This is a genomic window from Streptomyces sp. NPDC111744 (assembly GCF_055634995.1).
This window is the reverse complement of sequence record NZ_JBVKCG010000049.1, coordinates 1-25,011: the sequence shown is the minus strand read 5'-3', so window position 1 is coordinate 25,011 and position 25,011 is coordinate 1. Positions and strand designations below refer to the sequence as shown.

The 25,011-nt window shown below is 71.7% G+C and carries 15 protein-coding genes; 4 read left to right on the top strand and 11 right to left on the bottom strand.

Going from position 1 to position 25,011, the window contains the following annotated elements; translation table 11 throughout:
• Positions 1-153 precede the first annotated feature (153 nt).
• The 11 genes from ACZ7OO_RS42990 to eccCa form a co-directional block, all read right to left on the bottom strand.
• Positions 154-525 carry a hypothetical protein gene (locus ACZ7OO_RS42990; protein WP_471512837.1) on the bottom strand — a complete coding sequence of 124 codons (372 nt, stop codon included), beginning with the start codon at positions 523-525 and terminating at the stop codon, positions 154-156.
• Positions 518-949 (bottom strand): YbaB/EbfC family nucleoid-associated protein, encoded by a 432-nt coding sequence (locus tag ACZ7OO_RS42985; protein WP_471512836.1) that lies wholly within the window; start codon positions 947-949, stop codon positions 518-520. Before ACZ7OO_RS42985 ends, ACZ7OO_RS42990 begins: the two co-directional genes overlap by 8 nt.
• Positions 950-997: 48 nt before the next feature.
• Positions 998-3,340, bottom strand: coding sequence for a WXG100 family type VII secretion target (locus tag ACZ7OO_RS42980; protein WP_471512835.1), 2,343 nt, complete (start codon positions 3,338-3,340; stop codon positions 998-1,000).
• A 168-nt stretch (positions 3,341-3,508) separates the two neighbouring features.
• Positions 3,509-3,997, bottom strand: a complete 489-nt coding sequence (locus tag ACZ7OO_RS42975; RefSeq protein WP_471512834.1) for a hypothetical protein — start codon at positions 3,995-3,997, stop codon at positions 3,509-3,511.
• A 175-nt stretch (positions 3,998-4,172) separates the two neighbouring features.
• Positions 4,173-4,463, bottom strand: a complete 291-nt coding sequence (locus ACZ7OO_RS42970; protein WP_471512833.1) for a WXG100 family type VII secretion target — start codon at positions 4,461-4,463, stop codon at positions 4,173-4,175.
• Positions 4,464-4,511: 48 nt separating this feature from the next.
• Entirely contained in the window at positions 4,512-4,844 is a 333-nt protein-coding gene (locus ACZ7OO_RS42965; RefSeq protein WP_471512832.1) for a WXG100 family type VII secretion target, read from the bottom strand.
• Positions 4,845-4,971: 127 nt separating this feature from the next.
• Positions 4,972-8,130: a right-handed parallel beta-helix repeat-containing protein gene (locus ACZ7OO_RS42960; protein WP_471512831.1), complete on the bottom strand. Its 3,159-nt coding sequence runs from the start codon at positions 8,128-8,130 to the stop codon at positions 4,972-4,974.
• The gene (locus ACZ7OO_RS42955) at positions 8,127-10,580 is read right to left on the bottom strand and encodes a hypothetical protein (RefSeq protein ID WP_471512830.1); all 2,454 of its coding nucleotides are present in this window, start codon (positions 10,578-10,580) and stop codon (positions 8,127-8,129) included. Before ACZ7OO_RS42955 ends, ACZ7OO_RS42960 begins: the two co-directional genes overlap by 4 nt.
• 5 nt (positions 10,581-10,585) lie before the next feature.
• Positions 10,586-11,878, bottom strand: a complete 1,293-nt coding sequence (gene eccB, locus ACZ7OO_RS42950) for a type VII secretion protein EccB (RefSeq protein WP_471512829.1) — start codon at positions 11,876-11,878, stop codon at positions 10,586-10,588.
• An 11-nt stretch (positions 11,879-11,889) separates the two neighbouring features.
• Positions 11,890-13,287: a type VII secretion integral membrane protein EccD gene (gene eccD / locus ACZ7OO_RS42945; RefSeq protein WP_471512828.1), complete on the bottom strand. Its 1,398-nt coding sequence runs from the start codon at positions 13,285-13,287 to the stop codon at positions 11,890-11,892.
• On the bottom strand, positions 13,284-17,258 hold the full coding sequence (gene eccCa, locus ACZ7OO_RS42940; RefSeq protein ID WP_471512827.1) for a type VII secretion protein EccCa: 3,975 nt from the start codon (positions 17,256-17,258) through the stop codon (positions 13,284-13,286). Before eccCa ends, eccD begins: the two co-directional genes overlap by 4 nt.
• A gap of 332 nt (positions 17,259-17,590) precedes the next feature.
• Between eccCa and ACZ7OO_RS42935 the strand changes: the two genes are divergently transcribed.
• The 4 genes from ACZ7OO_RS42935 to ACZ7OO_RS42920 all read left to right on the top strand — a co-directional run bounded on the left by ACZ7OO_RS42935 (position 17,591) and on the right by ACZ7OO_RS42920 (position 24,567).
• A complete protein-coding gene (locus tag ACZ7OO_RS42935) occupies positions 17,591-19,018 on the top strand; it encodes a ricin-type beta-trefoil lectin domain protein (RefSeq protein ID WP_471512826.1) in 1,428 nt (475 codons plus the stop codon).
• A 208-nt stretch (positions 19,019-19,226) separates the two neighbouring features.
• Positions 19,227-19,970: a hypothetical protein gene (locus ACZ7OO_RS42930; protein ID WP_471512825.1), complete on the top strand. Its 744-nt coding sequence runs from the start codon at positions 19,227-19,229 to the stop codon at positions 19,968-19,970.
• A 133-nt stretch (positions 19,971-20,103) separates the two neighbouring features.
• A complete protein-coding gene (locus ACZ7OO_RS42925; RefSeq protein WP_471512824.1) occupies positions 20,104-23,880 on the top strand; it encodes a S8 family serine peptidase in 3,777 nt (1,258 codons plus the stop codon).
• Between the two features lie 201 nt (positions 23,881-24,081).
• A complete protein-coding gene (locus tag ACZ7OO_RS42920; RefSeq protein ID WP_471512823.1) occupies positions 24,082-24,567 on the top strand; it encodes a peroxiredoxin in 486 nt (161 codons plus the stop codon).
• Positions 24,568-25,011: the final 444 nt, after the last annotated feature.

Below are 25,011 nucleotides of genomic sequence, written 5' to 3'. Positions count from 1 at the left end.
GCCCCCAACCGGTTCAGGCCCGTCTCCGACCCATCCGGCCACTCCTGACCCACCGCCAGATTCGCCACCCACGCCACCGCACCCGGCATCTGCAGGTCACCCATAAAACACCCCGCAAATCAAAACCGGACCGACGGCGCGGTGGTATAGAAGCTAACGTTTCGGTGCGGAATGCGGCGAGGGAGTATTTACTGCGGCAACATGACCGGAGGAATTCAGTCGGTGCGCCGCATCTGTGGCAAGCGCCTCGGTGCTGTCGAGGTACCTTCCCATGCTGTCCACATTATCGGCCGTTGACAGGATACCTTGCTTGTATGCAGTGGTGGCCTTATGGAGATCATTGGCTCCTGGTTCAAATTGTTCTAGGAATGCGTTCCCTGTTGCGTCTTTTCCTGCGGCGATCCTGCCTTCCTTCGCGGCATCCAGCAGTGATTTCCCGATGTTGTCGAATTTGGCGGCCACGCTCCGAATTTCTTCGGCGGCTATGCGCAGGCCATCTGATTGTTTGACGATCAGTTCACTCATTTTTGTCTCCCCGGAGGCGAAGATCGGCGGCATCGAATCCGGCTTCAGGCATTACCGGCTCCTCGGGCAGGAAGGCGGTGGGGTCGGCTTGTCCCTGAAGCAGGCTGGACAGGGTTATCCCAGGCGGAAGCTGAGCGGAGACGATCTCGTCGACGCTCTTCAGGGCCTCCGACCTGGCTTGTTGGATCGTGGTGAGCAATATGTCGGCCAGCTCCTTGGGAGCCATCCGGCGGTAGGCACCGGTGGGGAACTCCAGCGCCGTGACCTGGCCTTGCGCACCGACGGTGACCTTCACGGCTTGGCGTGGTGCGGTGGCCGTCGACGTCGTCTCGTTGATGCGTCGCCGGGTCTCGACGGCTTCTTCGCGCTGCCGGCGGTACTGCGCCAACAGGTCTTCGATCTGCTGGTCCCATCGACTGGGCATGGTGACTCTTCCTTTTGGACGGTGGCGGTTTCTCCTCGGGTCGACGAGCTACAAGAGCGAGTTGGACCCGCCGGGGACAGTTCCCCACGCGCTCTCTTCCTGTACGAGCAGGTCCGCGATGCCCCGTGAGGTCTCTTCCGTCGTTTCCTCTTCGGGCTCCTCCATGTCTTCCTCGGCATCTGTCTCGGGTTCGTCGTCGAACGACAGGTAGGGCGTGACGGCGTTCGTCTCGGGTGGCGTTTCGCCGGCCGGGCGTTCCGGCTGCCAGGTGCTCCGGGGTTCGTGTGCCAGGCCGTCGTCGTCCTCGTCGGTGCCGGACTGTGTCTGGCCCTGTCGGGGGAGCGCCCAGAGGAGCGGTACGAACGCCCCCGCGTCTGCCGCCGCATCCCAGGCGGAGAAGTCCTCCTCGCCGTCGTCGGGCAGAGGGCGCGGGACGACGGCGCTGCTGTCGTCGCCGGGCAGGGGCAGTCCGTCGGACCCGAGCATCACGGGTGCGCCGCTCGTCGTCGCGTCGGTGCTGTCGGCCTGCGCGGCGGCCTCCGGTTCCGCTGCGGTGGCTTCCGCGGGCTTGCCGCCTCCGATCGTGCCCTGGTTCGTGGCGGGGCGGGCCGCCGAAGCGGGGGCACCGAAGCCGAGCACGTACGGCACTCCGGGCAGGACACCGTCGGGCGAGCCGATGTCCTCGGCCTCGGGAGTCTCTTCGGGCTCCCACGGTTCGGTGCTCGGTTCGAGAAGTCCGGATGCGTCCGAGCGTTCACCCGCCGCGTCTCTGCCGCCGGGCGCCCCGCCCATGCCGCCCATGCCCGGGAGGTAGGGCATTCCAGCCGCGCCGAGGCCCTCCTCGCCGGCTGCCGTGCTCAGCCCTTCTCCGCCGGCCGCGGCGCCCAGTTCGGAGCCCACTTCGCCGTCGCCGAGGGTCGTGTCGCCTTCCCACGGTTCGGTGCTCGGATCGAGCAGCCCCGAGGCGTCCGAGGGTTCGGACGTCAAGGCGTTGGCGCCGGCACCGCCGCCCATGCCGGGCATGTAGGGGTATCCCGACGAGTTGGCCGACTGCGCGGCCCCTTCCGCTGCGCCCAGGCCGTCGCCGAGTCCTTCCCCGAGCCCGTCGCCTATTCCTCCGGCGAGGCCGTCGCCGAGTCCGGTGTCCCCGAACGCGGAGGGATCCCCTGTCGCCAGTCCGCCGAGCGCCTTGTCTCCCAAGGCGCTCCTGCTGCCCGCGCCCAGTCCTGGGAGGCCGGAGTAAGGCGCCGGATTGAGCAGGTTGTCGAGGGCCGACGGGTCGACGGCCGACCCACCGATGTCGGCGCCGTTGCCCAGCCCGAGCCCGTCCGTGCCGCCGCCCAGCCCCGGGTCGGCGGCCAGGTCGGACGGGTTGACGCCCAGGCCCGGGTTGGCGGCCAGGTCGGACGGGTTGACGCCCAGGCCCGGGTTGGCGGCCAGGTCGGACGGGTTGACGCCCAGGCCCGGGTTGGCGGCCAGGTCGTCCAGACCGCCGAGACGGCTACCCGTGTCCAGGCCGGAGTCGAACCCGGTGTCGGGCGAGCCCGCCAGAGCCGCGAGACTCTGAGGATCCGCCCCGAGGCCCCCACCACCGGGGCCGGTGTCACCACCGAGACCAGGGACGTCGCCGCCCCCGCCGGGGTCGCCGCCGAGGCCGCCGTTCAGCCCGTCACCCCCGTTCGTGCCGGAGCCGTCTCCGCTGTTGACCGTGATGTCCAGCGTGGTGGGATTGATGATCGAGTCCGTGGTGAACCGGTACGCGTGCGCCAGATTGATGAGTACCTGGCGCATCTCGTTGGTCATCTCGTTCAGGATCTCCGGCTTCGCACTGATCGACACCGCTCCGTCGGGGCCCGCCTTGGCGCCCGCCTTGAGTGCCAGCGTGGCGTACTTGATGTTGAGGTTGTTGATGATGACCTGTGCGTTGTTCAGCTGGACCGCATTGGCCTGCAGTTGCTTGGGAACGGAGTTGATGCCGGTGGAACCGCCGGACAGGACATCGGCGTTGGCCTGCACCTGTCGGGAGAAGTTCGTCATCATGTTGTGGAACGACTGGGAGGCGTCTCCCTTCCAGGGGCCGTTGTCACCCGCGAGTGCGTTGGCCTGGTCGGCCAGGGCCTTCGAGACGCCCTCCAGAAGGGTCTGGATCTCGTGGAACACGGTTGCGGCGACCTGTAGCGACCTCGGATCGGCGACGGCACGTGCGTGAGCCCAATCGGAGTCATTGGGCGACCCTGACGCCAAACCGACGATGGCGGCCTGGATCTGCTTCCAGTCCCAGGTCATGTAGTCCGTGGGGCTGCCGTCGGACGAGTCGTCGGGGTTGCCGAAGACCATCCCGCTGGTGCTGCCGCCGTCTTGGGTGAACCCGCCGCTCGTGTAATTCGGCACTTCGATCTCCTGTGCGCATGGCCCCTGTGTCCGAGCCTGCCTGCCTTTCGGCCGACGCCGGAGGGCGGGCCGCGGACTGTCACATCCGGCCGAGACCGAGGCTCATGTCGTCGTCCCGGAACCGCCGGGGCGGCCCGAACCTCAGGACCCGGATCACTTCGACCCGGATCACTTCGATCCGGACCCCGAGCCCCCGGACCCGGAATTGGAGCCGGAGCCCCCGGAACCGGAACCCGAGCCGGAGCCGGAGTTCCCGCCGCCCGATGCGGCGGACCCCCCGTTGGCCGTCATCATCGCGTTGAAGTCGCCGGGTGCCTTCTCGAAGGCGTCCGCCAGGTTCTTGGCCGTCACCTTGTTGGCATCCTCCCCCGCGCCGTAGTCGTGGCTCAGCTTCCGGGCGCCGTCGCGTGTGTCCGTGAGACCGGTGATGAGTGACATCAGCACCGCGGAGTAGCTCTTCTTCAGCCCGTCCTGCTGGCTCACTCCGGTGACCTTCCTCCGCATGACGTTCGCGTCGTAGAAGGCACCCGGTGCGAAGGCGACAAGGTTGTCGAGAAGGTCTTTTGCGTCCTTCACCGGCTGGATCATCTTGTCGATGTTGTCGGCGAAACGGTTCAGTGACGCGGTGTCGACGGAGGTACCGTGGCCACCGGGCACGGGCGGCGCCACGAAAGGATGCGGGTTGCTGCCGGAGCTGCCGCCACCGTTCGGGGTCGAGGCCGGTGGAGTGTTGGATCCGGGGCTGCTCGTTGCGCCGGGCTTGGGATCGGACGTCGGTCCCCCACCGCCCCCGGAGGCCCCGCCGTGATCGAGACCATCATCAGTAGGCATGTCACTGCCCCCAGAGGCTGACGCCCTGCCGCTCACCGGCTTGGTACGCCTCGTTGATGTGACCGAGCGAGTTCGTGGCGTTGGACGCCTGGACGGCCATGTCCGCGGCGGCCGCGTCCCACTTGGCCTTGGCCGCGTCGTACGTGCTGCGCGCGTCGCTGGTCCACTCGCTCAGGTTCATCCTGGCGCCGTCGTCCAGGTTGGTGAGGGTCTCCTGGATCTTCTTGCTGATCGCGGCCATCTCACCGATGACGTACTCGACCTGGTCCATCTGCACGGTATAGGTGGGCATCTTGTCGCTCCTCGGAATGTGGCGGGGTGAGTGTCGGGCGCCGACGTGTCAGAAGCCCGGCAGGCTCAGCGCCATGCCCTGCTTGACCTGGGCGGCCGCGTCGGTGGTGGCCTGGTGCGTGTTGGTGTAGCCGCCCGTGTTGGCCTGCAGCTTCTCGAGCATCAGGCTGAGCTGGCTGCGGACGGTGGCGAAGTCCTGCAGCCAGGTGTCCATGGCGCTCTGGAAGGTGCTCGACGCGTCGCCGGTCCAGCTGGCGCGCAGGGTGTCGATCTGGCTCGCCATCTGCGTGTACGAGCTGTTGACCTCGTCCAGTGCGTTCTGGAAGTCGCCCTGCGCGGACTTCATGCCCGCAAGGCTCACCGAAGTGTCCGTGGTGGCCATGCCTTCGCTCCTCTCGTGAGTGCTGATATCGCCTGTGGCGACGATGGTCCGTGAGGCGGATGGCGAATAACGAGCCCATGCCGGGCTTGTTGCCCGACCATCCTCCGTTGTCTGCCCTTTCGGCCCGTCAGGTGACGATCAGCGGCTGGGAGGCGGGCAGCGGAAGCTCACCGGCGAGGTCGTCGGGCATCAGTTCGTCGGCCCGGGCGCGTGCGGCAATACGGTCCGCCAGCCGGTGCGCGCCGAGGGCGCCGCGGGCCGGGTCCTGCCCGGCCAGCGCCGCCATGATCTCGTCGCTCACCTGGAAGCCCAGCACGGTCAGCCGCCGGCGGGTCAGCTCGGCGAGTCCGTCTCCGGTCCAGGCCGGCAGCCGGAGGTACTCGGCGAACGCCGCTGCCAGGTCTGCGTGTTCACGGATCAGGTCCATCAGATGGGGCCCGCCTCCCGACAGCACCAGCACCGGTCCGTGGACGTCGCGGGCTTCGGCCTCGGCGGCCAACGCCTCGATGACGGCGTCCTGTTCGGCGACCGGCCGCTCGTCGAAGGCCGGGTCGGCCTCGGCCACCAGGATGCCTCCCGTCGCTTCCTGGAAGATGTGCGCGAGGTAGGTGGGAGGTTGGTGGGGCCAGCGGGCCGGGACGGCGGACAGCGGCAGGTGGGTGAGCGCGCCGGACGGTATGACGCCGGATTCGGCGAGGGTGCGGCCGTAGGCCGCGGCCAGGGCCCGGCGCCCGCTGCCGGGAGGGCCTTCGAGGATGACGTCCGCCAGGTCGGCGGTGCCCAGACCGAGCTTGACGAGGGCGTCGACGCGGGCGGCCAGAGCGTCCGCCGCACTGTCGAGCCCGGTCAGCGCGCCGAGATGACGAGCGGCCGCGACGGGGGCGGTCCACGCGGGCGGGACGGGCTCGGGTGCGGAGGCGGCGTCGGATGCGGGCGCCGGGGTGGGCGGGACACCGTGCGCGGTCGCCGTCGCCGTCGCGGGAGTGGGTTCGGGCTGCGGGGCCGACGGCGCGGGTGCCACCTGGGGGACGTCGGCCTTGGTCAGGCGGCTGAGCTCGCTGTCGTGCTCGGCGGCGTCGGAGGCCAGCCGCGACGCCTGGGTACTGATCATCGACTCGAAGACCTGGCGGGCGACCCGGCCGTTGCCGAAGGTGGGCCCCTTGGGGACGTCCTCGAAGTAGCGGTGGAGGGCGAGCAGGGCGTCGTCGGCGAGTTCGTAGTAGTGCTTGTCGCACAGGTTCCGTGCGATCGTGACCAGTTCGTCCGGTGAGTAGTTGGGGAACTCGATCGTCCGTGCGAAACGCGAGGCCATGCCGGGGTTGGAGGCCAGGAAGCGGTCCATGTGCTCGGAGTATCCGGCCGCGATGACCACGATCTCGTCGCGGTGGTCCTCCATCAGCTTCATCAGTGACTCGACGGCCTCCTGGCCGAAGTCGGGGCCGGTGCCGCGTGACTGGTTGGTCAGGGTGTAGGCCTCGTCGATGAAGAGCACACCGCCCAGGGCCCGGTTGAAGACCTCGGTGGTCTTGATGGCGGTGCCGCCGATGATCTGGGCGACCAGGTCGGCGCGGGCCACCTCGACGATGTGGCCCTTGCTCAGGATGCCGAGTTCGGCGAGGACCGCGCCGTAGAGTCGGGCCACGGTGGTCTTGCCGGTGCCGGGCGGGCCGGCGAAGACGAGGTGGCGGCTCATCGGCGGCATGGGCAGGCCCATCTCGGTGCGCCGCTGGGTCATCTTGTTGAGGTTGATCAGCCCGGTGACTTCGTGTTTCACGCTGTCCAGTCCGACCAGTGCCTCGAGTTCGGCGAGTGGCCCGGTGCCGGTGCTCCCGCGTACACGGGTTGGGGAGTCGGCCTCGTGCCCGCCGTAGGAGGCGCCGTGCCGGCCGTCGGCCTGTACGGCGGGTGCCGTGCGGTCGCCTGCGTTGTCCGAGACGGCACAGTTGCTCAGGTCGGTGCGCGCGTCGGCGTGTGCGTTGACGCCGGCTCCGCGGGCGCCCGTCATGCGGCAGCCGAAGGCGGTGAGGGCGCCGTCCGCCATGACCCGGATCGCGTCGGTGGCGGAATCCGTGAACTCGCTGTCGTGCGCAATCAGTTCGGTGCCCTCGCCGACGATAGCGCCGCAGCCGTGCAACGTGCAGCCGGCGAGGAAGGCGCTCGCCGTGTCGGCGAGCGCCACGCCCTGGCCACCGCCGCTCAGGTCGATCCTGCTGTCCCGCACCGTCAGTTGGGCGCCGCCCTGGGCTCGGATGCCGGCGCCTGCGGTGCTGGTGATGGTGAGCCGTTCGAGTTCGGCGGCGCCGGAGTCGAAGACCTGCACGGCGGCGGTCGCAGCGTCGCGGACAGCGAGTCCGGTGGCGCTCACGGAGGTACCGGCGCCGGTGACGTGGAAGCCGATCTGGGTGTCGGTGATCTCGCAGTTCTCGATGCGGGGCCGGGCGCCTCCCGCGGCCTGGATGCCGGCCCGTGCGGCGCCGGTCACCGTGCAGCGGCGCAGGTGGGGCGCCGCGCCTTCGGCGATGTGCACGGACTGGCCCGCCGAACCGGCGAAGTCGCAGTCGGTGAGCGTCGTCTCGCCGCGGCTCGTGAGGTAGGCGTCGAGCACGGCGCTGCCGGTGACACTGACTTGGACGAGGGTGGCCTTGGCTTCCTGCTCGACGGCGACGGCGGGTTTGGCGCTCGCGGTGATCTGCGTGGACTCAACGGTGGCGGTGGCGGTGCCGTTGACACAGATGCCGTTGCCGCCGGGGCGGTCCAGCCGGCAGTCGCGCACGCCGAGGCGGCCGTGCTCGGCGACCACGACGGCCGAGGAGCCCGGTTCGCTGATCTCGGTGTCCTCGAGGACGTTGCCGCCGCGGGAGGTGACCACGACACCCGCCCCGTTCGGATTGACCACCTTGCAGCCGCGGGCCGCCAGCACGCCCTCGTTCCAGGCCAGGACGGCCGTCCAGGCCGCCCCTTCGATCACGCATCCGTCCAGCGCGGACTGCCCGCGGCGCAGGTCCAGGACCGGCGCCTCCGGGTCGGCGCCGGACAGGACGAGTCCGGAGAGCTGTACCGCGTCCGCTTCGACGACCACGGTGCTTCCGGTGGCCGCGTGCACCTGGACGGTTCCGGTACCGCCCTCGGCGGCGACGGTGACGGCGCGGGTGATGTCGAGGTTCTCCTCGTACCGGCCGGGGGCCACCGTGACCAGGGCCCCTTCGGTGGCGTCGGCCAGCGCCTGGGCGATCGTACGGTGGGCGCCTGGGCGGTCCGGGGAGACCAACAGCACCTGTCTGCTCATGGCTTGGCTACTTCCTCACGACCTGAACGGCCCGTGTCGGGGGTGACGATGAGTCCGGGCGGATCGGCACTCTCGGCCGTAGTGTCGGTGCCTGCCTTCTCCAGGGCGTCGAGGATGTTTCCCAGTCCCTTGACGGCCATCTCGTCGAGCCTGACCTGCTGGACGTCGACCCGGCCGTCCTCCGAGATCTCCGACGACGACACCTCCCGCATCAGCACGGTGTTGCCGTCGGTGCGCAGCACCTTGAAGGCGGTTCCCGGCAGGAACAGCACCCGGTCGGTGAGGGCCGGGTCGAGCTGGGCGGTCCGGCGGGCGGTCATCGACCAGATCAGGAAGTCGGTGGCGCCGATGCCGCGAGGCCCCGTGTGCAGGGATGTCCGGGCATGGCAGAACGCCCACTCGGTGACCATCCGGCCCGCGTGGTACCAGGCGCGCTCGGCGTCGGTGAGGCGGGTACGCAGCAGCGCGGGGCCACGGTAGGAGGGCAGCCTGTGCAGTCCCGCGGTCACACAGCGGGCGAGCGGCACGTGGGGTCCCGCGGCGGCCGTGCGGACGGCGGTGTCGGCCCCGCGGCTGTCCCCGGACAGGTACAGGCGTACCGCGACCAGTTCCGTCAGCGCGTCGGCTGCCTCCGACCGGGAGCCGCCGCGCAGTCCCGGTGTCTCGGACATGACCCGGGAGACGGCACCGGCAGTGGCGTTGTACTGCTCGCTGAACATCCGGCGCAGCCAGTCCCGTTCCTTGGCGACGCCGCGCTCGGGCGGAAGGGCACAGGCGGCGGAGTTGGGAACGGGCTGCACCCGGACTGCCGCGGCGGCGGACGGGGAGGGTGCCGGGGCGGGCTCGGGATCGAGGGGCGGGGCCGGGGCGTCGGGCGGCTGCGGGGCCGGGGCCGGTTCCGGGGCGGGCGTGCCGGATTCCAGCCGGAAGCGGGGCGCGGCGGGCCGTACGGGACGTGGAGCGGGTTCCGGTTCGGGGTCGGGTTCGGGGGCCGGGGTCTCCCGCACGGCCGGCGGTGCCTCGGGCGCGGGAGCCGGATCGGGGACCGGGGACGAGCCGGGGTCGGCCGTCCTCCGCGTGTCGGGTGCGGCGTCCGGTTCCGGCGCAGGCAGGGGGTCGGCATCAACAGTGCCGGTCGGTACGGGAGTCGGGGTGCCGGGTTCGGCGCCCGTGGTGAGGGGAGCCGGCTCGGGGGAGGGGTTTGGCGCCGCGGTGGGCTCGGTGGGGGCGGGTCCGGAGGCGGCGGCTGCCACCCGCGGTGCGGATATGTCACCCGGTGTGGGGACCGCCGCCTGCGGTGCGGATACTTCCCGTACGCCACCCGCGGGCGGCGCGGTGCTCCCGGAGACCATCTGGACCCGGGGCATCGAGTGCCGTGGCAGGAGCGACCGTACGCCTGGCGGGCCTGCCGGGTCCGCTGAGCCTGCCGGGTCCGCGACACGGACCATCGGCACGTCGCCGGCCGCGACCTCGGTCCCGCCGGCCACGCCGGCCGCGGCCGGGTGGGCGCCGAGTTCGCCGCCGGCCGTGGTGGGGTCCGGGGAGGCGGCCGGGCCCGTGGTCCCGGGTTCACCGGGTGCCCGCGCGGGCTGGAGCACCGCTGTTGCGCGGGCCGGGACGTAAGCCAGGGTGCCGTCGTCGCCGGTTCGGGCGGCCGCACCGGAGGGAAGGTCGGCGTAGAGGACCACCTCGTGGTCCAGGGCGTCGGCGAGGCACTGCCCGGGGGTGAGGGACTCGGGGGCGTCGAGCGTGCCGTAGAGGTGGAAGCGCACCGCGGAGCGGGCGTCGGGCAGCAGGCTGTCCCAGTAGCGGGCCACGTCGTCCACCGGCAGGGAAGGCGCGTCCGGGCTGCCGAGGACGACCAGGAGGCGACGCGGATCGGTGGGCACGGTCTCGACCGTGCGCCGGTGGTCGCCGGGCAGCAGGGAGCGGTCGGTGTGGCGCAGCCACACGCCGGACGGGACCGGCTGGGCGGTGGTGCGGGCGCTCACCGCGCGGGCGCGCGTGGGCAACGAGAACTCCCAGTGCGGTTTGGGGAATCGCTGGGAGTCGTGCTCGGCGGGACGGCCCGGCAGGAAGCGGAGCCAGGCGGCGTCGTCGCCGGGCACGAAGAGGCCGCCCGTGACGGTGGGCACCAGGGCGCCGTCGGCGGCGAGGACCTCGCGCCCGAGCCGTTCGGCGATCAGCCCCGCGGCCCTGCGTACGTCCTCGCCGCGGTCGCGGCCGAAGACGATGCGCAGGCTGCCGTACCGGGCGGAGGACAGCAGCCTGGCGACCGCCCGCCATTCGTCGGCGAGGACGCCCGTGGGCAGGTCGACGACGACCAGGGTGTGCTGCGGGTCGCGGCTGAGTCCTTCCGCGAAGCCGGCCGCCCGCTCGTCGAGGTGTCCCTTCGGGTGGACCAGCAGGGCGTCGCCGACCGGAGTGGCGCGCAGCCGTAGCCTGCTCACCCCGCTCACCCCTTTCCGGCCGCTGTGCGGCTGAGCACCGGGCCGTCGGGCAGGAGGGCGAGGACGTCGGCGGGCAGGGTGAGGCGGGTCCGGGCGCCGCCGAGGCCGAGGGCCTGGAGGGCGTCGTTGTCGGCGATGCGGTACTTCACTCCTTGTTCGGTGACGAGGTAGGTGAGACGGCTGCCTTGCGGGACGGCCAGGAGTCCGCCGCCCGCCGGAAGGACGACCGGACCGCCGTCGAAGCGGCTCACGACCAGCTTGTACTTGGCGTCGGCGACGTGCTCCAGGCAGAGCGTGCCGCTGTCCAGGGCGGGGACGCCGATGACGTCGAGGATACGGTCGGTGGGGCCGCGGTCCGACGAAACGCGGGCGAGGGCGATGTCCGTCTGCTCGACCTGCCGCGGCTTGGGCGCGCCGGGGCGGGTGGCGAGCAGGGCGTAGGCGGTGGGGTTGACCGGGACCAAGCCGTCGGAGCGCAGCAAGTAGTGGCGTTCCGTGCCGCCGGTGCTGGTGAGGAAGAGCTGTCCGACGTCGGCGGCCTTCCCGGCGACCTTGCCGGCCGGCTTCCCGGCGCCGGGCGGTGTGGGTGCGGTGAGCGTGGCGCCGGTGGGGACGGCGGCGAGCCAGTCGGCGGTGGCGGTGAAGGCGGTCTGGTCGTCCAGGCCGAGGGCGATCAGGGAGGCGTGGTCGGGGACGGGATATTTGATGCCGCGCAGCAGCAGATAGTGGGTGCCCTTGGGCCCGGAGACCAGGGCCTGCCGGCCGGTGGGGAGGGCGTGCATGGCGGAAACGATCGGGCCGAAGGCGAGGCTCTGGCCCGCGTCGCCGGCACCGGCCTGCGGCAGGCAGCGTGCCCAGGGGCCGGGCGTGAGGTGCGCCGCGTCCGGCACGCTGTCGGGGGCACCGGGTATGCCGACCGGAGCGCCGTGCGGGACGCCGGCGAGGGACTTGGCCGAGGGGGTCGATGGGGCGGCCCGCTTGCCCGCGATGAGCAGGGCGGAGGCGTAGTTGCGGGTGGGGCGAAGGACACCGTCGGCGTAGATGTAACGGGTGCCGGTGTCCTTGTCCAGGACGACGGCGCCGTCCTTGCGCCAGTCGTCCTTCGCGACCGGGGAGATCAGGCCGTACACGCCGAACCCGGCGCACAGCAGGACCACCAGGCCCACGCCGAACACCGTGCCGAGCGTGGATCTCCGGGTCGGGCTCTGTCCCCGGCCGGGATCCCCGTTGACCAGCGCGGAGGCGAGGCGGCCCATGGCGAACTGGTACGCCTGGACATGATCACGTCGAGTCTGCACGTCCGCCCGTCCTAGCCGGCGAGGCCGCGGAAGTAGGCGTACGCGTCGAGGAGTTGCAGAAGGAGCGGCAGCAACGCGATCGCCGTGACGATCTCCAGGAGGTCTCCGAGGTGACCCCAGATGGGCAGCAGCCGGGCCTGCGGCAGCCGCCACGCGCCGACCAGCAGCAGAACGGCGGCGGCCGTCAGCGCCACGAGGGCGACGGCCCTGCCGCCCGGTCCGTCGTGCGCGGTGCGCAGGACCAGGACGAGCGCGAGCCCGTAGGCACCCGTCAGGACGGCGGGTGTGCGCTGGAGGGTGCCGTTGGTGCCCCGTGCGCGCAGCAGCACGGCCAGGCTGAGGGACAGCGGTAGCAGCCAGCCGGCCCAGCCGTGCTCGTGTGCCGTCACCAGCCACAGAGCGACGACCCAGAACAGCGCTGAGCTGATGCTGATCATGTCGAGGCAGGCGGTGGCGACGGAGACCCGCTGCGACACCTGCGTACCCGTCTCCGGCTCGATGCCCTCCTGGAGTTCCTGCGCGTCGTGCGGGAGTTGGGGCACGCGCAGCCGGGCGGTCCGCAGGGCCAGCCGGGGCGCGAGGTGCCCGAGCACGAACAGCGCCGCGGCGATCACCGCGGCGGACTGCGCGCCGCGCAGCCCGAAGACCTCGGTCAGCCCCGCCGTGCCCGCGGCGGCGACCGCCGTCAGCAGCACGGTGCCGGGCACCACCAGCGGCAGCGCCCTCAGGGCGAACAGCAGGGCGGCGAGCCCGATCACGAGTCCGCAGCCCAGGAGCACGCCGGCCAGCCGGGTGGCGTGGCCGCCGGCCGGGTCCGCGCGCACGATGAGTCCGGTGCCGCCGGCGAAGGCGAACGCGCCGAGGCCGGCGACGAGGACGCTGCCGCGGTCGGCCTGCAACCGGGACAGGGCGGCGCAGGCGGTGGCCAGCACGAGCGCGACAGCCGCGGCCACGGCGGCGGTGCGATGGCTCGCGCCCGCGCCGGACAGGGCCGCGGCCACTGCGGCGAGGGCCACGCAGACGAGGCCGAGCGCGAGGCCGCGGGTGAGCTCCGGCCGCCACCGGCCGGGGCCGTCGCCGACGGTCTGGGCGACGCCGTCGGCGAGGTCGTCGAAGTGCACCGCGGGCAGCGGCGCGTCGGCCGGGCGCAGGTGCAGGACGTCGCCGTGGCGCAACCCGGCGGTCTCCGGGGTGGCCTCGGGTGCGAGGGGGTCCTCGCCGAGCCGCTGCAGGACCCAGGGGTCGCCGTTCGCGGCGGCCGCGGTGGGCAACTGCCGCAGCAGGGCGGGGAGCAGGGCGGACACCGGCGTGGTGACGGGGACGGACAGATCGGTCCGGCCGTCCGGCGTCTCGACGGTGACGCGGCAGACCTTGGTGGCCCTCCCCGTCAGCGGTACGGCCGTGGTCATCGTGCTCCTGTGGGGACGGGGCCCGCCGAGACCAGGCCGGTCTGGACGAGCTTGATGTGGCGCCGGGTGACGAGCTGGGCCCGTCCGGCGGGCAGGGTGCGGGGCTTGGCCTCGCCGATGAACTTGCCCTCCTCCTTCGGGTAGGAGAACAGCAGCGCCGGGTTGCCCAGCTCCCACATGCGGCGGATCAGCGGGTCCATCACCGAGCGCATCGCGCCCGAGGTGCTGCGGGCGACGACCAGGTGCAGTCCGATGTTGGCGCCCTGCGACAGCAGCGGCACCAAAGGCGCCATCGGGGAGGGCGTGCCGGGCGCGCCGGCGAACAGGTCGTAGTCGTCGACGAGGACGAACAGCAGCGGGCCGGCCCACCAGTCGCGTTTGTTCAGCTGCTCGGGCGTGATGTCCGCGCCGGGCTGCCGCTTGCTCACCGAGACGGCCGCGCTCTCGGCGAGCTTGCCGAGGCCGTCGCCGTCGACGACGTATCCCACGCGGTACTCCTCGGGTACGTCCTTGAGCAGGCCGCGACCGGGGTCGGCGAGCAGGATGCGTGCCTCCTCCGGGCGGTAGCGGCTGGTGATCGCGCGGATCGCCAGGCGCAGCGCGTTGGTCTTGCCGGTCTCGCCGTCGCCGTAGACGAGCAGGTGGGGAGTGGCGCCGAAGTCGTGCCAGACGGGGGCGAGGCGCTGTTCGTCCCAGCCCAGGCAGAACTTCAAGTCGCGGGCGTCGGCGGGCGCGGGGAGGCGGCGGGCATCCAGGGTGGTCGGCAGCAGGCGTACGCCGGGGGCCTTGTCGCCGGTCCAGAACGTGCTGATCTCGGCGACGGCGGCCTTGGTGGCGGCCGTGAGGTCGTCGTTGCGCGAGGAGCTGTCGAGCCGGGGCAGCGCGGACAGGAAGTGGTGTCCGGAGCCGGTCAGCCCGCGGCCGGGCTGGTGCGGGACGCCGGCCGCCGCCCGGGTTCCGACCTCCGACTCCATCGAGTCGCCCAGGCGCAGTTCGAGTTTGGTGCCGAGCAGGTCCCGCAGGCGGGGGCGCACCTCGGACCAGCGCACCGCGGAGACCACCATGTGCAGGCCGAACGACAGGCCCCGGGCGGCGAGTTCCATGACCCGCTGCTCCAGGTCCTCGAAGTCCTGGCGGAGCGTGGCCCACCCGTCGACGATCAGGAAGACGTCGCCGTAGGGGTCCTCGATGATGCCGTCGGCGCGCAGGGCCCGGTAGGCAGCCATCGACTCCAGTCCCCGCGAGGTGAACAACTGCTCACGTGCTTCGACGAGTTGGGTCAGTTCCTCGACGGTGCGCAGGACGCGGTCGCGCTCCAGGCGGGTCGCGATCGACCCGAGGTGCGGGAGGCCGGAGGTGGACACCAGGCCGCCGCCGCCGAAGTCGAGGCAGTAGAACTGCACCTCGGCGGGTGTGTGAGTGAGGGCGAGCGACAGCATGAGGGAGCGCAGCAGGGTCGACTTGCCGGTCTGCGGGGCGCCCACGACACCGACGTGCCCGTCGGCCCCGGAGAGGTCGGCGACCAGTAGCTCGCGCAGCTGCTCGAAGGGACGGTCCACCATCCCGAGGGGCACCCGCAGCGCTCCCTGGACGCGGGGGTCGGACGCGCCCATGCCGCGCTGCGGGTCGGGCACGATGCCGGGCAGGAGCTGGTCCAGGGCGGGGGACTCCGACAGGGGGGACAGCCAGACCTGCCGTGCGGGCGGGCCGTTGTCCTCCAGCCGGTCGACCATGACGTCGAGCAGGCTGTCGTCGGCGCTCTCGTCCTCGACCGCGGCGGCGGTGGCGCCCTGTTCGTGCAGGGCCTGCTCGGCGAGCGAGACCAGAGCCGCGGCCTCCTCCTCGGCGCGCACGGAGGCGAGCCTGCCCTGCTGCTCCAGGCCGAATGCGGTCACTTCGAGGGCGGCGCCCTCCCGGCGTGCGGCCTCCTCCGGGCTCGGCGGTGCGGGGACGGGACCGGAGACGTAGGCGGCCTTGAACCGGACGAGGTTGGTGGTGTCGACCTTGAGGTAGCCGTTGCCGGGCGCGGACGGCAGCTCGTAGGCGCTGGCGGTGCCGATGACGCTGCGGGACTCCATGGAGGAGAAGGTGCGCAGCGCAATCCGGTACGACAGGTGGCCCTCGACGCGGTGGATGCGGGACTCGTCCAGGCGCTGGGAGGCGAGCAGCAGATGGACGCCGAGGCTGCGCCCGAGCCGGCCGATCGACACGAACAGCTCGACGAACTCCGGTTTGTTCGCCAGGAGTTCGGAGAACTCGTCGACGATGATCAGCAGGGAGGGCAGGGGCGCGAGGGTGGCTCCCTGGCCGCGTGCCTTCTCGTACTCGTACAGCGAGGCGTGACCGGCCTCGCGCAGCAGTTCCTGCCGGCGGATCATCTCGCCGTTGATGGAGTCCCGCATCCGGTCGACGAGATGCAGTTCGTCGGCGAGGTTGGTGATGACGGCCGAGGTGTGCGGCAGCCGGTCCATGTTGAGGAAGGTGGCGCCGCCCTTGAAGTCGACCAGGACCAGGTTGAGGATCTCCGAGGAGTGGGTGGCGGCCAGGCCCAGCACGAGGGTGCGCAGCAATTCGCTCTTGCCGGATCCGGTGGCGCCGATCAGCAGTCCGTGCGGGCCCATGCCGCCCTGGGCGGACTCCTTGAGGTCGAGTTCGACGATCTCGCCGTCGCCGGTGACGCCGATGGGGACCTTCAGCCGGGCGTGCTGGGCCAGGCGCGGGCGCCACTTGGCCTGGACGTCGAAAGCGCGCACGTCGCGGATGCCCAGCATGGTGGTCAGGTCGAAGTCGGACTCCAACGGACGGTCGACCAGGTCGACGCCGCCGCTGGTGCGCATCGGTGCCAGGACGCGCCCGAGCGTCTCCGCCTCCACGGGGGCGAGGCGGTCGGCGCGACCGGAGACGGTCTCGGTGCCGTTGGGGAACTCGACCTGCCCGTCGCGGACGCGGAGCCGGAGCACCTTGGGGCCGCCGGGCACGGCGCCGGTGAGGTCGAGCAGCACGACGCCGCGTATCCCGGCGCCCAGCAGGCGGGAGGATTCGGGAATCGGCACTCCCTGGGCGACGACGACGGTGAACGGCTCGGCGACGCTGGGCGAGGAGTCCCGGTCGTGGTCGGGCCGGTCGCGGACGTCCGCTCCGAGGAGGTCGAGGAGCGCGTCGTGGTCGGCGGCGGCGAGGCGGAGCGGTCCGGCGGAGTCCTCCTCGTGCGGGTGGGCGTTGTGCGGGAGCCACTTCAGCCAGTCCCACTCGCGGTGTGCCTCGGCGTCGCCGAGCACGGCGATGCGCAGTTCGTCGGGGGAGTGGAAGACCGCGAGCTGACCGAGCATCGCCCGGGCCAGGGACAGCGCGTCCTCGGTCTCGCCGGTGAACTCCACGCTGGTGAAGCGTTGCAGGGACACCGGTACGGGCAGCAGGGGCACGGTCTGGTGGGCCTTGGTGAACCGGCGCAGCGAGATCGCGCACAGCGGTTCGAGGTCCTCCACCGGCTTGGTCTGCGGCGGCATGAAATCGAGGGCAGCGCGCCGGGTGGCGAGCCCGATCCGGACGCGCGCGAAGTCCTCGTGGCCGGGCCTGCGTTCCCACAGCCTGGTGCCCCGGCCGAGTGCCCACAGATCACCGGGAGGCGGGTTGTCCCACAGCAGCGCGGTGCGCTGGTCGGTGGCGGCCTGCCGGGCCTGCTTCCGCTTCTGGCCGAGGTAACGCAGATAGTCACGGCGTTCGGCGCGCATGCGCCGACGCCGGTCCGAGCCCGGGCGGCCGACCTGCGTGAGCGTCATGCTCATCATCGCGATGCCCATCATTCCGGACATCATGTAGGTGGACGCTCCGCCGCTGCCGACCGAGAGCATCATTACCATGGCCCCGGAACCCAGGCCCATCGGCAGATACGTCATCACCGACCCGAAGTCGGCGGTGGCCGGCTCACTGAGCACGGGGGGCTCGGCGAGCTCCACCTGTCCCTCGGGCATGGGCGGACCCTCGGCACGTGGCGGGCGTTTGGCGACCATGGTGCTCAACGTGCGTTCCCGCTTTCCTGCTTCCTGCGGCTGGAGTCTCCCGAGCCTAGGCAGACCCCCGCCCGCCACCCCGCCCCACGGCCGATGTCTGTCCCCGTGGGCACGCATCCTTGGCCGAAGGGGCAGACACGTCACCCCGCGGTTCGGCGGCCCGGGCGCGAGGACACAGGGGAAGATCCTTGGCCCTCCAGGGCAACCTTGCCTGTGTCCGGGGTACTTGGTCCTCGCGCTCTCCTAGGGTCGTCGGTTCGGAGACCACCAGACCCTGAGGCGGGCGGGTACACATGGCACAGAGGACCGGACCGGCGGAGTCGACCGGGTTGACCGGGGAGGCGGCGATCTGGGAGCAGCCGTTGCCCTGGCTGGGGGAGACGGAGTCCGCGCCTGAGCCGCCGGCAGGGGAGACGGAGTCCGCGGGCGCGCCCGAGCCGCCGGCCGGTGCGTCGCCGGATGCGGAGGAATCCGCACCCGAGGCCGAGGCCGAGGCGGAGGCGGGGACGCCCAAGGCCGTGCCGCCGTCCGGTGAAAGGAGCGTCTCCGCCGTAGCGCTCGCCGCGTCGATCCCCGGATCGGCGGCAGGCACGATGAGTCCGGCTCCGGCCGCGGCCCTGACCACGCCCGGCGTCGTGGCGGAGCCGGAACTCACGGGGGCCTTCGCAACCGAGCCGGCCGGGCAGCGTGGGCAGGCGTCCTTGGCCCTCTCCGGGAGCGGCTCGCCCGCCGGCCGTTCGGCTGCCTCGGCGACCTCGTTCGACGGAGTGCACGAGGGTGAAGGGGGCGACGGCCGCCGGGCCGGGAAGTTCCTGCGGCTGCTGATGGCCAAGGCCGGCGCGGTCGTGGCCGCGCGCAGCGGCGGCCGGCCGCCGGAGGCCCAGTCCGAGCGCAATGTGCGCCTCGTCGGGGTCATGACCGCCGTTGCCGTACTGGCGGCGCTGGGCCTGGGGACCGTTGCCTTCATGGCCGTTCCCGGCGATGACGCCGCCCAGCCGCGTGCGGCGCACGTCGAGGACGGAGTCATGCCCAAGGTCGATCCGGGCGGCGCGGTGATCCCGTCCGCCTCCGCTTTGCCCTCCTCTCCCGGCGGACACGGCAAGGCCGGCAGTCCCAAGGTCTCGGTCCACGCGGGCCCCGACGCCGGTGTGCGGCCGGGCGAGGGCCCCTCCTCGGGCGCGGGCGGCCCCAGGTCCACGCATGCCGCCTCCTCTTCCGGCGGCAGCAAGGCGGTCGATGCCTCCGACCCCCACAGCGCCGGCACCGGCACCAACGGCACCAAGACCACCACCGAGAGCCGGCCGCAGTCGTCGCCCGCGGCGACGCACGCCGCGGTGGCCGGGAACATGATCATGGGATACGGGTCCTCCCGGTGCATCGGGGTGTCCGCGCACAAGGCGTCGGACGGCTCTCCCCTGACGCTCCAGGGATGCGCCGAAGACGCCTGGCAGAAGTGGGTGTTCGCGTCGGACGGCAGTGTGCGGTCCGAGGGCATGTGCCTGGACATCGCCAATGCCTCGAGCGACAACGGCGCGACCATCCAACTGGCGCGCTGCAACGGCGGCTGGGCGCAGAAGTTCAACCTCAACAGCTCCCACGACCTGGTCAACACCCGGATCGGCATGTGCGTCGACGCCAAGGACATGGGGACGGCCGCCGGTACCCGCCTGCAACTGTGGGAGTGCGGCGGAACGTCCAACCAGAAGTGGCACCTCGCCTGAGACGCGCCACCCCGCCCTGCTCGCGGCCGCGGGTCCGGACGGGCTTCGCCCAGATCGATGGGGCATCCCCGGTGCCTCAACAGGAAGACCGCACGCGACGCTGTGGAGTTTGCCTCCGCCGTTGCGTTGCATGGTTCGTGGTCCCCCGATCGCTCACCCCTCGGGGGGCCACCAGAGTGTGCGTTCCCGTAGTGAATGAGAGCCGTACGTGGTCACCCCAGGTCGTCGGAGCCTGCGTATCCCCGCGGTCACCGTGCCCGGCGAGCGGGCGGAGAAGTCCCGGGCCGCTCGCAGTGCGGTGCGCCGCCGGGCCGGCGGCATGAGCCACGCGGACGTCGTACGGGTTCTGGACGACATCCGGTTCGGACGGGTTCCGGACGCCGCCGGAGGCGATCTGGCGGAAGGCGTGCGCGGGGCGGCGGAGTTCGCCGAGTGGGAGCGGATCGAGCGCCTGCTGGCCAGTACTGCCGAGGTGTACGACCCGAAGGCGGATCCGGTGGTCCGCGAGGAACGTGCCGCGGGGGCGGAGGCCACGGCCGCGCGGGAGCGGGAGCGGCAGGAGCAGCGCGGCTATGACTACCAGGCCCATGCCCGGGTGTACGCACTCCAGGTCATCGAGGAGGCGGGCCTGCTGGAGGAGGGGCTCGGCGAACGCCTCGGTGCCGAGGGCCCGCTGGTCCTGTTCGAGTCCGGTGACCTGAGGGCCTGGCGGCACGTGAGCGAGCGCACGCGGCACACGTCGGTGTCCTTGCAGGAGCGCATCCCGCACACGATCAAGGATCCGGTCGACTTCCCGCCGTCGGTCAGGGCGCATAGCGCTCTGCTCACGACGATGGCCTGGGTGGGGCCGCTGAAAACGATCGACCCGGCGCAGGTGGTGCGTCTGGCCCAGGCGGACCCCGAGGCCGCGCTGGCACTTGCCGACTGGATGAAGGACATCCAGTGCCGCTGATCGCTCCCCCAGGGGAGTGCTCGGTGCCCTTAAGGGCGGCATCGTCGCAGGCGACCCGATCGACAGCTCGTTGAAACGTTCAACTGACTACCATGCGGCCGACATTGGACGGATCTCATGTGAAGGATCCTGTGTGAGACCGCACTTCCCGGGCCGGTCAGGCCTACCGATCCTCGTGGGCGTCGCCGCGATGCTGATGGCGATCCCGCCGGCATCCGCCGACGGCCCGCTCACGGAAGCCTCTTCACCACAGAGGACAGCCGTCGGCCACCAACCGCATTCTCCCCAGCCGCGCATCGTCACCCTCATCACCGGTGACAGGGTCACCGTCACGCAGGGCGGCGACGGGCCGCCCACCGTCACGGTGGAAGGCCCCGACGGCCACCGCGCCGACGCCCGCATCACGACGCGGCACGGCGACACGTACGTCTACCCGTTCGCCGCCGAGCGGTTCGTGGCGGCCGGGCTCCTCGACGACGCGCTCTTCGACGTCACACGGCTCGTCGCCGACGACTACGACGACGCGCACACCGACGGCCTGCCGGTCATCCTGACCTACGCCTCCGACGCCCGCAGGAAGCAGGCGGCGCCGTCGCTTCCCGAGGGTGCCACCGGTGCGCGGGCGCTGACCAGCATCGACAGCACCGCCGTCACCCAGGACCATGGCAACGCCGCGACGTTCTGGGCCGGCCTCACCCGGCAGACACCCGCCGCACGGGCCGCCCGCACCGCACTGACGGCACCGGCGCTGGCCGGAGGCGTCAAGAAGGTGTGGCTCGACGGCAGGATCAAGGCCGATCTCGCCGACAGTGTCGCGCAGATCGGCGCCCCCGAGGTCTGGAAGGGCGGCGACACGGGTCAGGGCGTGGACGTGGCCGTCCTCGACACCGGCTACGACACCGGACACCCCGACCTCCAGGGCGTGGTCGCCGACTCCGCCAGCTTCGTGCCCGGTGAGGACGTCGCCGACCACCACGGGCACGGCACGCACGTGGCCTCCACCATCGCGGGCAACGGAGCCGCGTCCGACGGCAAGGAGAAGGGCGTCGCACCCGGCGTACGCCTGCACGTGGGCAAGGTCCTCGGCGACGACGGCGGCGGCTACGACTCCTGGATCATCAGCGGCATGGAGTGGGCCGCCCGCGACGCCAAGGCCCGCGTGATCAGCATGAGCCTCGGCGGCGACCGCCCCTCGGACGGCACCGACCCGCTCAGCCAGGCCGTCGACGACCTCAGCGCCGAGACCGGCGCCCTGTTCACCGTCGCGGCCGGAAACTCCGGTCCCTCCGACGGCACCGTCGCCGCCCCTGGTGCCGCGGACGCCGCGCTCACCGTCGGCGCCGTCGACTCCTCCGACGCCGTCGCCGACTTCTCCTCCCGCGGCCCCCGCTTCCGGGACGACGCGATCAAACCGGAGATCACCGCCCCCGGCGTCGGCATCCTCGCGGCCCGCTCGCAGTGGGCTGCCTTCGGCTCCGGCCCGTACGCCACCCTCAGCGGCACCTCGATGGCCACCCCGCATGTTGCCGGCGTCGCCGCCCTGGTCGCGGCCGCGCACCCGGACTGGGACGGGGACCGCATCAAGGACGCCCTGATCAGCACGGCTCACGCCACACCCAGCATCCCCGCGGACGCGGGCGGCAACGGACGTGTGGACGCCGAGGCGGCGACCGGCCCGCTGGTCGCCACCGGCACGGCCGACGCCGGCATCCACCCGCCGGGCAAGGCGTCGGGCACCGTGACCCGCACCGTCACCTGGACCAACTCGGGCGACGCCCCGACCGCCGTCACCCCGCGCATCGACGCGGCGGACGCGCCCGGGGGCCTGTTCACCGTGGCGGACAAGCCGGTCACCGTCCCCGCACACGGCACCGCCACCGCCGACGTGACCACCACGCTCGACCGGGCCCCGGCGGACGCGCGGTTCACCGGCCACCTGGAAGGTGTCGTGGACGGCAAGGTCGTCACCCGCACGCTGCTCGCGGTCAGCACCCGCGTCGAGGACCATCACCTGCGCGTGCACACCACCGACCGGTCCGGCGAACCGCTGGCCGGCGTGGTGGTGAACTACCGGCGCAAGGGCGACGACTTCACCTACACCGCGTTGGACACCGACCTCGACGGCTCGATCGACGCCGTCGTGCCTCCCGGCACCTACACCGTCTGGACCTGGGCCGCCGTTCAGGGCGTGCACGGCGCGGCCTCCGTCGGCCGGGCGCTGATGGCCACGACGGACGTCGTCGTCGGCGACACCGACGCCGATATCACCCTGGACGGGACCGAGTTGCGCAGGACCGAGGTCGTCACACCGAAGACGTCCACCGACAGCTACATCCGCGCGGACTTCCACCTGTCGTTCAAGGACGGCTCCCCGGCCATCACGGACAGCGACACGCTCGGAGACGCCTTCGACAGCGTGTGGGCCGCGCCGATGCAGAAGACGGCCGGAAGCGACCTGACCTACACGGTCCGCTGGCGCATGCAGCAGCCTCTGCTGCAACTCTCCTCCGGGGCGCAGGACTTCGACGACCTGTGGCTCCAGCCCGGATCCGGCACCCCGGCCGAAGGCTCTCGCCGTCTGCCCGCCGTATTCGCGGGCGACGGCACCGCCGCCGAGTACGCGGCGGCCGGCGCCCGGGGCAAGGTGGCCGTGGTCCGCTACGTCCCCGACGAGGGCGACGACGATGACGACCGGACCCTCGGCGATGCCGACGACCAGTACACGGCCGCGCGCAAGGCGGGCGTCGCGCTGCTGGTCGTGGTCAACGACCAGGACGGCCGGCTGCGCGAGCCCACCAGCCGCACCGGTCTCGTCATCGCGGGCCTGTCCCGCACCGAGGGCGAGACCCTCATCGACCGCATCCGGGCCAGCCGCACCGCCTCGGTCCCGGTACAGGTCACCGGCCACGCGACGACGGACTACCTGTACGACCTGTTCCACAGCTGGCACGGGACCATCCCGGCCACGCAGCGCTATGCCCCCGACCGGAGCGGGCTGGCCCGCGTCGGCGTCTCCTTCCGCGGTGGAACGGGTACGGAGATCGACGAGTTCCGGTTCGACATGCAGCCCTACCTCGGTGTGAAGGTCGGCCTCGCGCAGCCGGTCACGGCCGGCGCCGGGCGCACCGACTGGGTCACCCCGGCCGGGAAGGCGAACTGGATGGAGGAGGCCGCGCGCGGCATCTCCTCGATGCAGTACTCCGGACTGGTCGGCTACCCGGCGGGCCGGACCACCGACGTCCAGTGGTTCGGCCCCGTCGAACACCCCCGGCTGAACGAGTCCCAGCGGCTGCCCCGGCGCACCGGCGACTCCTTCGACATCCTCATCCCGGCCTGGGGCGACGGCGGCCGGAACCACGCCGGCGTGGCCGGCCCGGGCACCACGTCCCAGGCGAACGAGCTCTACCGTGACGGCCGCCTGGTGGCCCGCGCCGACGGCGCCGGAATCGGTGTCGAGGACCTGCCGGCGGGTCCGGAGCGGTACCGGCTCGTGACGACGACCGAACGGGCGGAGGGATATCCCTACTCGACCGCCACCCGCACCGAATGGTCCTTCATCTCCGCGGCGCCCCGGTCGGACGACCCTTGGCTGCTTCCGCTCCTGCAACTCGACTACGGCATCACGACCGACGCGGATGGTGTGTCCGAGCGGGACGCCGACCTCACGGTGACGTCCTCCGCACTGCCGGGGATCTCGTCCAAGGCGATGGACACCGACTCGGTCGAGGTGTCGTACGACGACGGTCGCACCTGGCGGCGTCCCGCGCAGCATGGCGCGGGCGAAGGCGCCGCCCGGGTCCGTCTCGACGCACCGAAGAAGGCCCGTTACCTGTCCCTGCGTGTCCATGCGTCGGACGGCCGTGGCGACACGGTGACGCAGACCGTGATCAGGGCCGCCGGCCTGGCCTGACCCGCGTGCCCCACCGGTGCGGCGGGCTCCCCCTCGGGGGCCCGCCGCACCGGCGTTCACGGAGCCCTGGCCGTGTGATTCCGGCTACAGAGAGGGGTGACGGCTGGCGCTTATGCGAGATAGAACGTTCTATGCATCTGTTGGTTCGTTGAAGGCTCGCGCACGTCGCCGGGCCTCGATCCCCCTCCGAGAGGACCTCCCATGCCTGTGCCCGAGACCGGCACCCTCGCGCCCGACTTCACGCTCCGCGGCGTTCTGCTCGGCGACGGCGGCACCGTCGAGCGCCGCGACTTCTCCCTGTCGGCACACCGCGGCGCCCCCGTGGTGCTCGCTTTCTACCCGGGCGACGACTCCCTCGTGTGCACCAAGCAGCTCTGCTCCTACGCCTCCGACCTGGACCAGTTCCGTGACCTCGGAGCCACGGTCTGGGGGATCAACTTCGGTGACCTGGACAGCCACGAGCAGTTCGCCCGCAAGCGCGACCTGCGCTTCCCGCTGCTCGCCGACGTCGACCGCCAGGTCGTCCAGGCGTACGGCATCCAGATGCCCGGCCTCGGTCTGAAGCGCTCGGTGTTCGTCATCGACGCCGACGGAATCGTGCGCTGGAAGCATGTCGCCCGCCTCGGACTGACCTTCCAGGACACCGGCACGATCACCAAGGAACTCGCCGCGCTCACCCGGCACTGAACCGGGGGAGCGCGGAAATCGCTCTAATCCTGTTTTATTCCGGAGTGGCCGAGCGAAAGCTGTCGATCGGTCAATGAAAGTGCTGCTCAGGTGGCATATGACGGCACGCAGTGAATCCCTCGGTTAACGGAAATTGAACCGAGAATGAATAGTATTCACTGGATTTCATATTGCGCGTTCGGGCAATGTGCCGGCCGTATCGGGCGGTGAATTGTTTTTGACCGCCCGCGGATTTCGCTTACTGTTTTATCCCGTGAGGAGAAGTCCCTGTGTGCGGCAGGATACGGCCGCCCGATCCGGCACGGATCGCGATGTGAAGAGTGGCCGTCCGCATGGACGGTGATCTGGTGATGCCGGGTGCGGTGGCGTGGGTGGCGAATCTGGCGGTGGGTCAGGAGTGGCCGGATGGGTCGGAGACGGGCCTGAACCGGTTGGGGGCCGCGT